Origin of the sequence: Streptomyces cucumeris (genome assembly GCF_024295805.1) — a bacterium.
GTDB classification, from domain to species: domain Bacteria; phylum Actinomycetota; class Actinomycetes; order Streptomycetales; family Streptomycetaceae; genus Streptomyces; species Streptomyces cucumeris.
This window is the reverse complement of record NZ_JANCLX010000010.1, coordinates 252144-266402: the sequence shown is the minus strand read 5'-3', so window position 1 is coordinate 266402 and position 14259 is coordinate 252144. Positions and strand designations below refer to the sequence as shown.

General features: G+C 72.3%; 10 protein-coding genes. 9 read left to right on the top strand and 1 reads right to left on the bottom strand.

The features are described 5' to 3' along the window. Nucleotides 1-24: 24 nt before the first annotated feature. The gene (locus tag NMK44_RS18075) at nucleotides 25-1827 is read right to left on the bottom strand and encodes a glycoside hydrolase family 15 protein (protein WP_254744276.1); all 1803 of its coding nucleotides are present in this window, start codon (nucleotides 1825-1827) and stop codon (nucleotides 25-27) included. 440 nt (nucleotides 1828-2267) lie between these two features. On the opposite strand from NMK44_RS18075, the gene pyrG reads away from it, so the two are divergent. The 9 genes from pyrG to NMK44_RS18030 all read left to right on the top strand — a co-directional run bounded on the left by pyrG (nucleotide 2268) and on the right by NMK44_RS18030 (nucleotide 14182). Beyond that, nucleotides 2268-3923 carry a CTP synthase gene (gene pyrG / locus NMK44_RS18070; RefSeq protein WP_254744238.1) on the top strand — a complete coding sequence of 552 codons (1656 nt, stop codon included), beginning with the start codon at nucleotides 2268-2270 and terminating at the stop codon, nucleotides 3921-3923. A gap of 91 nt (nucleotides 3924-4014) precedes the next feature. Next, complete coding sequence (locus NMK44_RS18065; RefSeq protein WP_254744236.1) at nucleotides 4015-4641, top strand: NUDIX domain-containing protein; 627 nt, start codon at nucleotides 4015-4017, stop codon at nucleotides 4639-4641. A gap of 753 nt (nucleotides 4642-5394) precedes the next feature. Beyond that, nucleotides 5395-7482 carry a tetratricopeptide repeat protein gene (locus tag NMK44_RS18060; protein WP_374215289.1) on the top strand — a complete coding sequence of 696 codons (2088 nt, stop codon included), beginning with the start codon at nucleotides 5395-5397 and terminating at the stop codon, nucleotides 7480-7482. A 187-nt stretch (nucleotides 7483-7669) separates the two neighbouring features. After that, nucleotides 7670-8785, top strand: a complete 1116-nt coding sequence (gene ald / locus NMK44_RS18055; protein WP_254744272.1) for an alanine dehydrogenase — start codon at nucleotides 7670-7672, stop codon at nucleotides 8783-8785. A 508-nt stretch (nucleotides 8786-9293) separates the two neighbouring features. After that, nucleotides 9294-10310: a ParA family protein gene (locus NMK44_RS18050; protein WP_428849361.1), complete on the top strand. Its 1017-nt coding sequence runs from the start codon at nucleotides 9294-9296 to the stop codon at nucleotides 10308-10310. Beyond that, nucleotides 10295-10891 (top strand): hypothetical protein, encoded by a 597-nt coding sequence (locus NMK44_RS18045; protein ID WP_254744232.1) that lies wholly within the window; start codon nucleotides 10295-10297, stop codon nucleotides 10889-10891. Before NMK44_RS18050 ends, NMK44_RS18045 begins: the two co-directional genes overlap by 16 nt. A 68-nt stretch (nucleotides 10892-10959) precedes the next feature. After that, the gene (locus tag NMK44_RS18040; RefSeq protein WP_254744230.1) at nucleotides 10960-12438 is read left to right on the top strand and encodes a segregation and condensation protein A; all 1479 of its coding nucleotides are present in this window, start codon (nucleotides 10960-10962) and stop codon (nucleotides 12436-12438) included. Beyond that, nucleotides 12435-13097 (top strand): SMC-Scp complex subunit ScpB, encoded by a 663-nt coding sequence (gene scpB, locus NMK44_RS18035; protein ID WP_302888335.1) that lies wholly within the window; start codon nucleotides 12435-12437, stop codon nucleotides 13095-13097. Before NMK44_RS18040 ends, scpB begins: the two co-directional genes overlap by 4 nt. After that, nucleotides 13097-14182 (top strand): pseudouridine synthase, encoded by a 1086-nt coding sequence (locus NMK44_RS18030; protein ID WP_254744228.1) that lies wholly within the window; start codon nucleotides 13097-13099, stop codon nucleotides 14180-14182. The genes scpB and NMK44_RS18030 overlap by 1 nt, the downstream gene beginning before the upstream one ends. Nucleotides 14183-14259: the final 77 nt, after the last annotated feature.

Genomic DNA, 14259 nt, shown 5'->3' with positions numbered 1-14259 from the left:
GGGCGCCCGGGTCCGCCGCGCGGTTCAGCCGCCGTACGCGCCGGAGGCGGTCAGCCGCAGTGCGGTGTCGATCAGCGGCACATGGCTGAACGCCTGCGGGAAGTTGCCCACCTGCCGCTGGAGCCGCGGGTCCCACTCCTCGGCCAGCAGCCCCAGGTCGTTGCGGAGCCCGAGCAGCTTCTCGAAGAGCTTGCGGGCCTCGTCCACCCGGCCGATCATCGCCAGGTCGTCGGCGAGCCAGAACGAGCAGGCCAGGAAGGCGCCTTCATCGCCCTCGAGCCCGTCGACACCCGCGTCCTCACCGGCCGTCGGGTAGCGGAGCACGAAGCCGTCGGGGGTGGACAGCTCGCGCTGGATCGCCTCGATGGTGCCGATGACTCGCTTGTCGTCCGGCGGCAGGAAGCCCATCTGCGGAATGAGCAGCAGGGAGGCGTCCAGCTCCTTGGAGCCGTAGGACTGGGTGAAGGTGTTGCGCTCGGCGTCGTAGCCCTTCTCGCACACATCCCGGTGGATCTCGTCGCGCAGATCCCGCCAGCGGTCCAACGGGCCGTCCACATCGCCCGATTCGATCAGCTTGACGGTGCGGTCCACCGCGACCCAGGCCATCACCTTGGAGTGCACGAAGTGGCGGCGCGGACCGCGCACCTCCCAGATGCCCTCGTCCGGCTCGTCCCAGTGCTCCTCCAGGTAGCGGATCAGCTTCAGCTGGAGCACGCTCGCGTAGTCATTGCGCGCCAGACCCGTCATATGGGCCAGGTGCAGTGCCTCGGTGACCTCGCCGTAGACATCGAGCTGGAGCTGGCCCGCCGCGCCGTTGCCGACCCGGACCGGCTGGGAGCCCTCGTAGCCGGGCAGCCAGGTCAGCTCGGCCTCCGACAACTCCCGCTCACCCGCGATCCCGTACATGATCTGGAGGTTCTCCGGATCGCCGGCGACCGCGCGCAGCAGCCACTCGCGCCAGGCGCGGGCCTCCTCGCGGTAGCCGGTGCGCAGCAGCGAGGACAGGGTGATCGCCGCGTCCCGCAGCCAGGTGAAGCGGTAGTCCCAGTTGCGCACCCCGCCGATGTCCTCGGGCAGGGAGGTGGTGGGCGCCGCCACGATGCCGCCGGTGGGGGCGTAGGTCAGCGCCTTGAGGGTGATCAGCGAGCGGACCACCGCGTCCCGGTAGGGGCCGTGGTACGTGCAGTGCTCGACCCATTCGCGCCAGAACGCCTCGGTGGCCTCCAGCGCGGCCTCCGGCTCGGGCAGCGCGGGCGGCTCCTTGTGCGAGGGCTGCCAGCTGATGGTGAACGCGATGCGGTCGCCGGGGGCGACGGTGAAGTCGGCATAGGTGGTCAGGTCCTTGCCGTAGGTGTCCACATCGGTGTCCAGCCACACCGAGTCGGGACCGGCGACCGCGACCGTGCGCGAGTCCACCTTGTGCACCCACGGCACGACCCAGCCGTAGGAGAAGCGCATCCGCAGCGCGGAGCGCATCGGCACCCGGCCGCTCACGCCCTCCACGATCCGGACGAGCTGGGGGGCGCCGTCACGCGGCGGCATGAAGTCGATCACGCGGACCGTGCCGCGCGGGGTGTCCCACTCCGACTCCAGGACCAGCGAGTCCCCCCGGTAGCGGCGGCGGTCGGCGGCCGGCGGCTCGCTGCCCGCGGCGTGGGCCGGACCCAGGCGCCAGAATCCGTGTTCCTCGGTCCCCAGCAGACCGGCGAAGACGGCATGGGAGTCGAAGCGCGGCAGACACAGCCAGTCGGCCGTGCCGTCTCTGCAGACGAGGGCGGCGGTCTGCATATCCCCGATGAGTGCGTAGTCCTCGATACGCCCGGCCACGTGCTTCCCCATTTCGAACGGCCGTACTGCCCCGTCAGGGCGTTCTTACGGTCTCGGAAATTCTCGACGAGCGCTTGTTCCGGGGGCGTGCTGGTGGTGCCGTGCCGGGGTGCTCGTATGCGTGCGTCCGAGCAGGATACGACGGACAACGATGATCCGTTTGTGTTCGTCCATATCGTGGCCCGCATCTCACGGCCGATCGGGTGGACGGCTCCGCGGCGCGGTCCCCTGCCTGGTCACACAAGGTGTCCGGGCGATTGCGCGGGCACGGGCGACAGCGGCCGCCCCGGGTCACTGATACCCTGGTAGCCCGTGGAGCGGCGGGCGCAAAACCCCCGAACCTCAGCGACGGCACCCCCCGGAAATCCGGGGCCGGCAGCCGTACCGCACTCTCACCACGCGACCACGGGAGCCCCCTCTTGGCCATTGCCGCTAAGCCCATGACGACCAAGCACCTCTTCGTCACCGGGGGTGTCGCTTCTTCACTCGGCAAGGGCCTGACCGCCTCCAGTCTGGGTGCCCTGCTGAAGGCGCGCGGTCTGCGCGTCACCATGCAGAAGCTCGATCCGTACCTGAACGTCGACCCGGGCACGATGAACCCCTTCCAGCACGGTGAGGTGTTCGTCACCAACGACGGCGCCGAGACCGACCTGGACATCGGCCACTACGAGCGCTTCCTCGACGTCGATCTCGACGGCTCGGCCAACGTCACCACCGGCCAGGTGTACTCGACCGTGATCGCCAAGGAGCGGCGCGGTGAGTACCTCGGTGACACCGTGCAGGTCATCCCGCACATCACCAATGAGATCAAGCACCGCATCCGCCGGATGGCCACCGACGACGTCGACGTGGTCATCACCGAGGTCGGCGGCACCGTCGGCGACATCGAGTCGCTGCCCTTCCTGGAGGCCGTCCGTCAGGTCCGCCACGAGGTCGGCCGGGACAACGTCTTCGTGGTGCACATCTCCCTGCTGCCCTACATCGGCCCCTCCGGTGAGCTGAAGACCAAGCCGACCCAGCACTCGGTGGCCGCCCTGCGGAACATCGGCATCCAGCCGGACGCGATCGTGCTGCGCGCCGACCGTGACGTCCCCACCTCCATCAAGCGCAAGATCTCGCTGATGTGTGACGTGGACGACGCCGCCGTGGTCGCCGCCATCGACGCCAAGTCGATCTACGACATCCCCAAGGTGCTGCACTCCGAGGGGCTGGACGCCTATGTCGTCCGCAAGCTGGACCTGCCCTTCCGGGACGTGGACTGGACCCAGTGGGACGACCTGCTGGGGCGGGTCCACCGGCCCGACCACGAGGTCACCGTCGCGCTCGTCGGCAAGTACATCGACCTGCCCGACGCCTATCTGTCGGTCACCGAGGCGCTGCGCGCGGGCGGGTTCGCCAACAGCGCCCGAGTGAAGATCAAGTGGGTCACCTCCGACGACTGCAAGACCGTCGCCGGTGCCCGGCAGCAGCTCGAGGACGTCGACGCGATCTGTGTCCCCGGCGGCTTCGGCGACCGCGGTGTGATCGGCAAGCTGGGCGCCATCACCTACGCCCGCGAGAACAAGATCCCGCTGCTGGGCCTCTGCCTCGGCCTCCAGTGCATCGTCATCGAGGCCGCCCGCAGCCTGGCGGGCATCGAGGGCGCCAACTCCACCGAGTTCGAGCCCGCCACGACCGACCCGGTCATCTCCACCATGGCCGAGCAGCTCGACATCGTCGCGGGCGAGGGCGACATGGGCGGCACCATGCGGCTGGGCATGTACCCGGCCAAGCTGGCCGAGGGCTCGATCGTCCGCGAGGTCTACGGCGACCAGCCGTACGTCGAGGAGCGCCACCGCCACCGCTACGAGGTCAACAACTCCTACCGCGGTGAGCTGGAGAAGAAGGCCGGCATCGTGTTCTCCGGCACCTCCCCGGACAACAAGCTGGTCGAGTACGTGGAGTACCCGCGCGAGGTGCACCCCTACCTCGTCGGCACCCAGGCCCACCCCGAGCTGCGCTCCCGCCCCACCCGTCCGCATCCGCTCTTCGCGGGTCTGGTGAAGGCCGCCGTCGAGCGACAGACCGCTGCTCAGGGGCAGGGCGCGGGCGCCTGACCGATACGGTGGAACCCCGGGTGGGGGGGGGGGGGGGCGCGGCCCCCCCCCCCCCCCCCGGCCATCGCACCGAGAGGACGCTGAGAGACCCATGGGTATCCAGGACACCCCCGAGGAGTGGCGGGTCACCGCCACCGCCACGCCCTTCACCGGCAACAAGACGAGCGTGCGCACCGACGAGGTCGTGATGCCCGACGGCAGCCGGGTCAAGCGTGACTACCAGGTGCACCCCGGCTCGGTCGCCGTCCTCGCCCTCGACGCGGACGGGCGCGTCCTCGTGCTCCGGCAGTACCGCCACCCGGTGCGCCACCGGCTGTGGGAGATCCCGGCCGGTCTGCTGGACATCCCCGGTGAGAACCCGCTGCACGCCGCCCAGCGCGAGCTGTACGAGGAGGCACACGTCAAGGCGGAGGACTGGCGGGTCCTCACCGACGTCTACACCTCGCCCGGCGGCACCGACGAAGCGGTGCGGATCTTCCTCGCCCGGGAGATCTCCACGGCCGAGGGTGAGCGCTTCGAGGTCTCCGAGGAGGAGGCCGATATGGAGCTGGACCGCGTCCCGCTGGACGAGCTGGTCCGCGGTGTCCTCGCGGGCGAGCTGCACAACACCTGTCTGACGGTCGGCGTCCTGGCCGCGCGGGCCGCCCTGGACGGGGACGGCCTGGACGCCCTGCGCCCGGCCGGTGCCCCCTGGCCGGCGCGCCCCTTCGACGCCTGACCCACCCTCATCCGGGGCCCGTCTGCGTCTCCTCCCGACCCCCTCCCGTGACCCCCTTCTGAGGATCAGCGGACGATCAGTGGATCCGATGGAGTGATTTTCAGCCCGGTCCGCCGGTCGGGAGTGCCCGGTTCCTGACGCGGAGTGAACTACCCTCATAAACGCCGATGGAGCACCCGCTCACCAGCCGTCGCGGCCCCGGCGCGCGGAGCCCCGGAGGCATGAGGGGCCGAGCCTGGCCGACCGTCGAAGCGGCGCGGGCGGACCGGTCCGCACCAACCCCGACCGCGACCGCGGCGGGTTCGTGATGCGCAGGTGGACGGGAGCGGGCCCGTGGCGGAGCAGGCGGTCGACACCGAAGGGGAGCCACCGGCCTCCCACCACACCCCTGTGCCCCCGCCCGCGCCGGGCCCGCGCACCGCAGGCACGGACGCGGAGGTTCCGTCCCGCTCCCCGGGTTCCGCTCCCGGTGCGGGTCCGGAACGCCCCACGGCCGCGGACACCGGCACCGGTCCGGGGGCGGAACGTACCGGCCCCGGCTCCCGTACGAGCGACGGCGCCGCGGATCCCACCCGTTCCCGGGGCACCGAGCCCGGTGCGGATCCGGCTCAGCGCCCTGCTGGGACATCGGCCGCGCGTACGGCGCGTCCGGATCCCGGCGCTGTCGCCGCCTCCGCAACCGCGCCCCCGGCAGCCGGCCGTCGTACGGACGCCGGGCCGCCGGGGCCCCGGGACGCCGGGGCGGACGGCGGGGTGTGGGGCGGGGCCACCCGGGCGGTGCTGTTCGCCGCGGCGGCCACCGTGGGCAAGGGGTTCGCCGGGCGGCGGCGGGAGCTGCTGTCGTTGCGCGCCGACATCGACCGCGCCGGTCTCGACACCCTCGCGGGCCGCGCGGCCGCCCGCAGCCGGGTGCTGCTGATCGCCGGACGCCCCGGCTGGGGCCGGACCGCGCTGGCCGAGGAGCTGGTCCGGCGGCTGGCCGACGACTATCCCGACGGGGTGCTGAGCGCCCGGCTGACCACCTCCGGCGGGGAGCCGGTGGCCACCCCGCGCATCGCGCGGGATCTGCTCGGCAGGCTCGGGGTGACCGCGCCGCCCGGGGCGGACGAGGACGACCTGAGCGCGGAGCTGCGCGAGCGGCTGACCGGTAAACGCCTCCTGCTGCTGCTCGATGACGTGGCCGGTGCGGACCAGGTGGACGCGCTGCTGCCCGATGAACCCGGCTGTCTGGTCGTGGCCGTCTCGCACGGTCCGCTGACCGGGGTGCCCGACGTCCGGCCGTGCACGGTCGGCGGGCTCGATGTGAGCGCGGCGGTCGGGCTGCTGGCGCAGTACGCCGGGCCCACCCGGATCACCTGCGACCCGGTGGCCGCGCAGGCGCTGGTGGAGGAGTGCGCGGGCCAGCCCGCGGCCTTGGTGCTGGCCGGTGGCTGGCTGGCGGTGCGGCCCGAGGCGTCCGTGGCCGATCTGATGGCGCGGCTGCGGGAGCTGCCGCCGTCCTCGGCCGACGCCGACCCCGGGGTGCGGCCGCTGGCCCGTACCTTCCGGCTGGTCTACGACACCCTGCCGCCCGCCGCCGCCCGGATGCTGCGGCTGCTGGTGCTCGCGCCCGCCGGGGCGGCCGACGCCCAGGTGGCCTCCGCGCTGGCCGGGTGCTCGGTCCCGGACGGCGCGGCGGCGCTCGAGGGGTTCGCCGGATGCGGGCTGCTGCGTCCGCGCGGTGAGGGCCGGTACCAGGTGCCGGGCTGTCTGGAGCCGCTCCTGCGGGAGCTGCTGGAGTCCGTGGAGCGCCCGGCGGAGGTGGAACTCGCCCGCGCCCGAATGCTGGAGCGCACCGTACGGCAGCTCCATGCGTGCCGGCTGGCGGCCGAACCGGTGGGGTCCCCGGCCCGTAAGCAACTGGCCGAGATGCCCCGGCCGCTGCGGTTTTCGTCGTCGGCGGACGCGGCCGGGTGGCTGGAGGGCCGGCTGCCGGTGCTGCTGGAGGCGGCCCGGCTGGCCGTCGGGGCCGGTGAACTGGACACCCTGGCCCGGCGGCTGGTGGCCGGGCTCACCCATGCGCTCAGTGCCCACCGGGGCGCCGAGGGCGCCGCACCGGAGCTCTACGGACTGCACCAGCTCGTGCTGGACGTGGCGGAGCGCCGCGACCTGCCGGTGGAGCGGGCGGCGGCGCTGCTCAACCTGGGCGACCTCGACGCCCGCGCGGAACGGACCGACCAGGCGCTCGGCCGCTACAAGGGCGCGCTGGAGGCGGCCCGTGAGGCGGGGGATCCGTATACGACCGGCCGGGCGCTGGAGTCGATCGGCGGGATCTACCAGGAGCTGGCGGACTGGCACCGCGCCGCCGACTGGTACGGCCGGGCGCTGGAGCTCAGGCTCGGCCGCCGGGACGTGGCGGGCGGGGCCCGGGTGTACGCGCGGCTCGGCACTGTCCACGGCTACGCGGACCGCTGGAGCGAGGCACTGCGCGACTGGCGCGCCGCGGCCGCCGCCTGCCGCCGCGGCGCCGACCCGGCCGGATGCGCACGGGCGCTCAGCGGTACCGCCCGCGCCCAGGAGCAGCTCGGCCGGAGCCGGGACGCGCTGCGGAGCTGGGGCGAGGCGGTGACCGTCGCCCGGGGCTGCGGGGACACCGCGCTCCACCGCGAGCTGGCCCTGCGCGCCGCCGAGGCCGTCGACCGGCTGGGCGGCGACCCCGCGGTGGCCCGGGTGCTGAGGCGGGAGGCCCGGCGTGCCGAAGCGCCGGAGAAGGGCCCCTCACCTGAGGAGTCATCGCCCGTGACACCCCCGGAGGCACCCCGTGCCAGGGAGAGGGACGGGATCGACCTACGAAATCAGTAGTGGTCTCGCGAAAGATTGATGCATTGCAAGGCTAGACAGCGCGACGTCCTTCATTAGACTGGTCGTACCGTGAATGATGCGGTCGTCACCGGCATGCGGACAGGTTTCGGTTTGCATGTTCATGGCTGGGTCTGTCCGGCTGTGGCGTTATATTCCTTTCTCCCCCCATTCAAGGACCGTGATCGACGTGAAGGTCGGTATCCCCCGCGAGGTCAAGAACAACGAGTTCCGTGTGGCCATCACCCCCGCCGGTGTGCACGAGCTGGTCCGCAACGGCCACGAGGTCTTCGTGGAGCAGAGTGCGGGCCTGGGCTCCTCCATCACGGACGCGGAGTACACCGCGGCCGGTGCCCGCATCCTGGACACCGCCGATGAGGTCTGGGCCACGGCCGACCTGCTGCTGAAGGTCAAGGAGCCCATTGCGGAGGAGTACCACCGCCTGCGCAAGGACCAGACCCTCTTCACCTACCTCCACCTCGCCGCCTCCCGCGCCTGCACCGACGCGCTGCTGGAGTCCGGCACCACCGCCATCGCCTACGAGACGGTCGAGACCGCGAACCGCGCGCTGCCGCTGCTCGCCCCGATGTCCGAGGTCGCGGGCCGGATCGCGCCGCAGGTCGGCGCCTACCACCTGATGCGCTCGGCCGGTGGCCGCGGTGTGCTGCCCGGTGGTGTGCCGGGTGTGGCCGCGGGCCGCGCGGTGGTCATCGGCGGCGGTGTCTCCGGCTGGAACGCCGCGCAGATCGCCATCGGCATGGGCTTCCACGTCACCCTGCTGGACCGGGACATCAACAAGCTCCGCGAGGCCGACAAGGTCTTCGGCACCAAGGTGCAGACCATCTCCTCCAACGCCTTCGAGCTGGAGAAGGCCGTCCTCGAGGCCGACCTCGTCATCGGCGCGGTCCTCATCCCGGGCGCCAAGGCCCCGAAGCTGGTCACCAACGAGCTGGTCTCCCGTATGAAGCCGGGAAGTGTCCTTGTCGACATCGCGATCGACCAGGGCGGCTGCTTCGAGGACTCCCGTCCCACCACCCACGCCGAGCCGACCTTCGAGATCCACAACTCGGTCTTCTACTGCGTGGCCAACATGCCGGGCGCGGTGCCGAACACCTCGACCCACGCGCTCACCAACGCCACGCTGCCGTACATCGTGGAGCTGGCCAACCGCGGCTGGCGCGAGGCGCTGCGCCGGGACGCCGCCCTGGCCAAGGGCCTCAACACCCACGAGGGACAGGTCGTTTACGGTCCGGTCGCCGAGGCGCACGGGCTGCCCCACGTCGAACTGAACACCCTCATCGGCTGACACGCCGACCGACGGTCAACCCGAACCGTCAACACCGGGTCAACACCGGGCATCCGGCCGGGTCTTGCCGAAGGGCGGGACCCGGCCGGAGGTGTGTCCGGCGCCCTTCCTGCCGTGGAACGGCGCTATGCTGGTCAACTCGCCCTAAATGAAACTCTTCAGACGCTTTGCGCGGTGGTGAAATCACTCCGCCGCCGTTCACACGCCCTTGACATCGGGGTGTTCGATTGCCGACACATCACGCCGTGTCCGGTGGATTGTGTTGCTGCGGACCGCCGACACGCCATAGAGTCGCCAACCGTCGGCATGGTGTCACGCTGACCTATCTAGAAATTTCCTGGTCACCAAGGAGGTAGGACGACTTGTGAATGAGTCGACATTTTCTCCCGGGGGTGGTCAACCAGGAACGGCTGCGCGGGGCCAGGGTCCCTCGGGGCTCCAGGCTGTCGGCTCCGTCGCTGTCCGCACCTTCGCAACCCACCAGAGCATGACGACAGCCCACCAGAGCATGGACGGCCATCACGTGAACGCCATGGCCGGCGACCAGGGGGGCACGGATCCCGCCCGCTTCGCCGACTACGACGACCTCCCCGACGGGCACTTCTACGACCCGGACGCCGAGTACGAGCCAGACCCCGAGTACGCGGCCACCCTCGCGCCCGACGCGGCCCGCCAGCGTCGCGAGCGCATCGGCCCCACCGGGCGGCCACTGCCGTACTTCCCGATTCCCGGTCCGCTGACCGAGCACGGCCCCGCGAAGATCATCGCGATGTGCAACCAGAAGGGCGGCGTCGGCAAGACCACCTCCACCATCAACCTGGGTGCGGCGCTCGCCGAGTACGGCCGCCGGGTCCTGCTGGTCGACTTCGACCCGCAGGGCGCGCTCTCGGTCGGCCTCGGGGTCAACCCGATGGAGCTCGACCTCACGGTCTACAACCTGCTCATGGAGCGGGGCATGTCGGCCGACGAGGTGCTGCTCAAGACGGCCGTGCCCAATATGGACCTGCTGCCCAGCAATATCGACTTGTCGGCTGCCGAAGTGCAGTTGGTCAGCGAGGTCGCCCGGGAGTCCACCCTCCAGCGCGCGCTCAAGCCGCTGATGGCGGACTACGACTACATCGTCATCGACTGCCAGCCCTCGCTCGGTCTGCTCACGGTCAACGCGCTCACCGCGGCGCACAAGGTGATCGTGCCGCTGGAGTGCGAGTTCTTCGCGCTGCGCGGTGTGGCCCTGCTCACCGAGACGATCGAGAAGGTCCAGGAGCGGCTCAACCCCGACCTGGAGCTGGACGGCATCCTCGCCACGATGTACGACTCGCGCACCGTGCACAGCCGTGAGGTCCTCGCCCGCGTGGTCGAGGCGTTCGACGATCACGTCTACCACACGGTGATCGGCCGTACGGTCCGCTTCCCGGAGACCACCGTCGCGGGTGAGCCGATCACCACGTACGCGTCCAACTCCGTCGGTGCCGCCGCCTATCGCCAGCTCGCCAGGGAGGTGCTCGCCCGGTGTCACGCCGAGTGAGTCTGCCGGGAGCCGACGAACTGTTCCGCACCACGGGAGGGATGGGGCTCCAGTCCTCCGCTCCCGCGTCCGGCCGCCGCCAGGCGAACGGCGAGGCCGCCCGGGTCCCGGCGCCCGCCGCCGAGCCCGACACGGCCGCAGAACCGTACGAGGACGCCGCGCACGAGGGCGGCCGTCGACCGGAGGACGAGCAGTCCGGCGCCGCCGAGCACACGGGCCGTGAGGCGGCCGCCGCCGCGCAGGACGCCGCCGAGCGGCGCCCCGCGGCGGCGGGCCGCCCCAAGGCGCGCCAGGCCGCCGGTGCGGCGGGCCCGGCCGAACAGGGCGGCGCCGCCCGCCGCCGCAGCCGCGCGGCGAACCGGCGCCCCAGCGGGCGGGAACGGCACGACGAGAAGATCACGGTCTATGTCTCCGCCGAGGAGCTGATGGACCTCGAGCATGCGCGGCTGGTGCTGCGCGGCGAACACGGACTCGCGGTCGACCGCGGCCGGATCGTCCGCGAGGCGGTCGCGGTGGTCCTCGCCGACCTCGAGTCGCGCGGCGACGCGAGCATCCTGGTGCGCCGCCTGCGCGGCCGCTGACCGGGCAGGGCGATAGCCTGCCCGGTCGTACGGGCTGCCCCGCCCGGCCCTGAGCACTCTGGACCGCGATGCCGACGAACGACGCCCCCGCCCCGCCGCCCCGCCGCCGCACCCTGGGCCGTGGCCCCGGCGCGGCCCCGGCGGCAGGCCCCGCGGCGGAGCCTGCCCCGTCCCCCCATCCGGCCGAACCCGAACCGGAAGCGCCCCCCGCCTCGTCGGCGGCGCCGGATCCGGTCCCGCCGCGGCGCGTCCCCGGTGCGGGCATGGGGCCGGAGGCCACAGCAGGCGACGAGGCGGGGGACTCCGCTCCGGCCCCTGGCCCGGCGGCACCCTCGGACGATCCGGCTTCGGCCTCCGCGGCGGAGCGCGCGGGGAGCGTCGGTCCGGGAGCACCGGCCGCCCGTCCGGCGGCACCACCCGAGGCGGACCACACGGGAGGCACTGGGCCGGGGACCCCTCCGGGTGAGTCGTCCGGCGTACCCTCTGCCGCGCCCTCCGGGCGGCCGGAGCCGGATCCCGCGCATGGGCGGGCCGAGGAGGGGGCCGACGGGCCCGTACGGCCCTCGGCGGGCGCGGGGGGCGACCGGGGCAGGGGAGCGGCCGAGGAGGCCGTCAGCGGGGCGTCAGCGGCTTCGAACGCCGAGGCCGGACCCCCCGCGGCCCTCACCGCCGCCGAGGGCGACGCGCCCGCCGACGACGGCAATCGGTTCATCCTCCGGCTCGACAACTTCGAGGGGCCCTTCGACCTCCTCCTCCAGCTGATCTCCAAGCACAAGCTGGATGTCACCGAGGTCGCCCTGTCCAAGGTCACCGACGACTTCATGGCGCACATCCGGGCCATGGGGCCGGACTGGGACCTCGACCAGACCACCGAGTTCCTGGTGGTCGCGGCGACGCTGCTGGATCTCAAGGCGGCCCGGCTGCTGCCCGCCGCCGAGGTGGAGGACGAGGCCGACCTCGCGTTGCTGGAGGCGCGTGACCTGCTGTTCGCCCGGCTGCTCCAATACCGCGCGTACAAGCGGATCGCAGATATCTTCCACGACCGGCTGGTCAGCGAGGCCGCCCGGCACCCCCGTACCGTCGGCCTGGAACCGCACCACGCCGAGCTGCTGCCGGACGTCGTCATCAGCATCGGCGCCGAGGGGTTCGCCAGGCTGGCCGTGAAGGCGATGCAGCCCAAGCCCAAGCCGCAGGTGTACGTGGACCACATCCACGCCCCGCTGGTCAGCGTGCGTGAGCAGGCCGGGGTGGTGGTGGCGCGCCTGCGCGAGCTGGGCGAGGCCACCTTCCGGACGCTCACCGAGGACGCCCCCGACGTCCTCACCGTCGTCGCCCGCTTCCTGGCGCTGCTGGAGCTCTACCGGGAGCGCGCGGTCCTGCTCGACCAGCCGGAGGCCCTCGGTGCGCTCATGGTGCGCTGGACGGGCGCCGACGGTGAGCAGCCACTGGTCACCGATGAATTCGACCAGGAGGCCGGACCGCCGCGGAAGCGGGCGGAAGAGCCCGAGGAGCTCGAGGAGAACGAGAAGCAGGAGGTGCGGAGTTGACCGAGCAGTGGACCCCCGCCGCGGCCTCGGACGTCGCGGCACTCGACCTCAAGCCCGCCCTGGAGGCGGTCCTCATGGTCGTCGACGAGCCCGCCACCGAGGAACACCTCGCCAAGGTGCTGGAGCGCCCCCGCCGAGAGGTCGCGGACGCGCTGCGCGAGCTGGCCGACGAGTACGCGACCCAGGGCCGCGGCTTCGAGCTGCGGCTGGTGGCGGGCGGCTGGCGCTACTACACCCGCCCCGCCTACGCCGCCGCCGTCGAGGGCTTCGTCCTGGACGGCCAGCAGGCCCGGCTCACCCAGGCCGCTTTGGAAACCCTCGCGGTGGTCGCGTACCGTCAGCCGGTCAGCCGTTCCCGGGTCTCGGCCGTCCGCGGCGTCAACTGCGATGGCGTGATGCGGACCCTCCTCCAGAGGGGTCTGGTCGAGGAGGCGGGCACGGAACCCGAAACAGGTGCGATCCTGTACAGGACGACGAACTACTTCCTGGAGCGGATGGGCCTGCGGGGTCTGGACGAGCTTCCGGAGCTCGCGCCCTTCCTCCCCGAGGCGGACGCGGTCGAGGGCGAGTCCCAGGAGGGTGTGCCGTCGTTCGACCCGGACGCCGTCGACGCCGCTGACGCGGACGACGGAGTAGGCCACTCTCAGACGGAACTTTGATGCGAAGCAGCGGCAGGAACAACAGGGGCAGCAGCGGCGGCGGCAGCGGCAGCAGCGGCGGCGGCAGCAAGAACTACCGCGGCGCGGGCAACCAGCGCGACGACCGGCAGAAGCGCGCGGGCCGCCCCCGTCCCGAGGAGCGCCGCTACGACGTGGGCGGAGCCTCCCAGGGCGGCGGCGGCCCGAAGGGCGGTCCCAAGGGCGGTCCCAAGGCGGGCGGCGCGAAGGGCGGCGGCGCCGCCGGACGCGGCCGCAAGCCCGGCGGCCCGTCCCGTCCGCGCGAGTACGACGCGCAGATTGAGGAGCGCAACCGCGCCCGGCACGACAAGCCCCAGGTCAAGCTGCCGAAGACCTTCGGTGAGCAGGAGGGCGAGCGGCTCCAGAAGGTGCTGGCCCGCGCCGGTATGGGCTCGCGCCGTGCCTGTGAGGAGCTCATCGACCAGGCCCGTGTCGAGGTCAACGGCAAGATCGTCACCGAGCAGGGGCTCCGGGTCGACCCGGAGAAGGACGAGATCAAGGTCGACGGGCTGACCGTGGCCACCCAGTCGTACCTGTTCTTCGCGCTGAACAAGCCCGCCGGGGTCGTCTCCACCATGGAGGACCCCGACGGCCGCCAGTGCCTCGGTGACTACGTCACCAACCGCGAGACCCGGCTCTTCCACGTCGGCCGTCTCGACACCGAGACCGAGGGCATCATCCTGCTCACCAACCACGGTGAGCTGGCCCACCGCCTCACCCACCCCCGCTACGGCGTCAAGAAGACCTATCTCGCGGCGATCCAGGGCCCGCTCCCGCGTGACCTGGGCAAGCGGCTGAAGAACGGCATCGAGCTGGAGGACGGGTACGCCCGCGCCGACCACTTCCGGGTCGTGGAGAACACCGGCAAGAACTACCTGGTCGAGGTCTCGCTGCACGAGGGCCGCAAGCACATCGTGCGCCGGATGCTCGCCGAGGCCGGATTCCCGGTCGACCGGCTGGTGCGCACCGGCTTCGGACCGATCCCGCTCGGCGACCAGAAGTCCGGCTGGCTGCGCCGGCTGACCAATACCGAGGTCGGGATGCTGATGCGCGAGGTCGATCTCTAGACAGCGGCGGCGGCCGGGGCCCCGCCGGGGCCCGGGCGCCCGTGAGGCGCGCAAGCCGGGCCCCCCCCCCCCCCGGA

Excerpts from the sequence above, each read along its gene's own strand:
- pyrG (WP_254744238.1), top strand. The coding sequence starts at position 2,268 with ATGACGACCAAGCACCTCTTCGTCACCGGGGGTGTCGCTTCTTCACTC.
- NMK44_RS18065 (WP_254744236.1), top strand. The coding sequence starts at position 4,015 with ATGGGTATCCAGGACACCCCCGAGGAGTGGCGGGTCACCGCCACCGCC.
- NMK44_RS18050 (WP_428849361.1), top strand. The coding sequence starts at position 9,294 with ATGGACGGCCATCACGTGAACGCCATGGCCGGCGACCAGGGGGGCACG.
- NMK44_RS18040 (WP_254744230.1), top strand. The coding sequence starts at position 10,960 with ATGCCGACGAACGACGCCCCCGCCCCGCCGCCCCGCCGCCGCACCCTG.
- NMK44_RS18030 (WP_254744228.1), top strand. The coding sequence starts at position 13,097 with ATGCGAAGCAGCGGCAGGAACAACAGGGGCAGCAGCGGCGGCGGCAGC.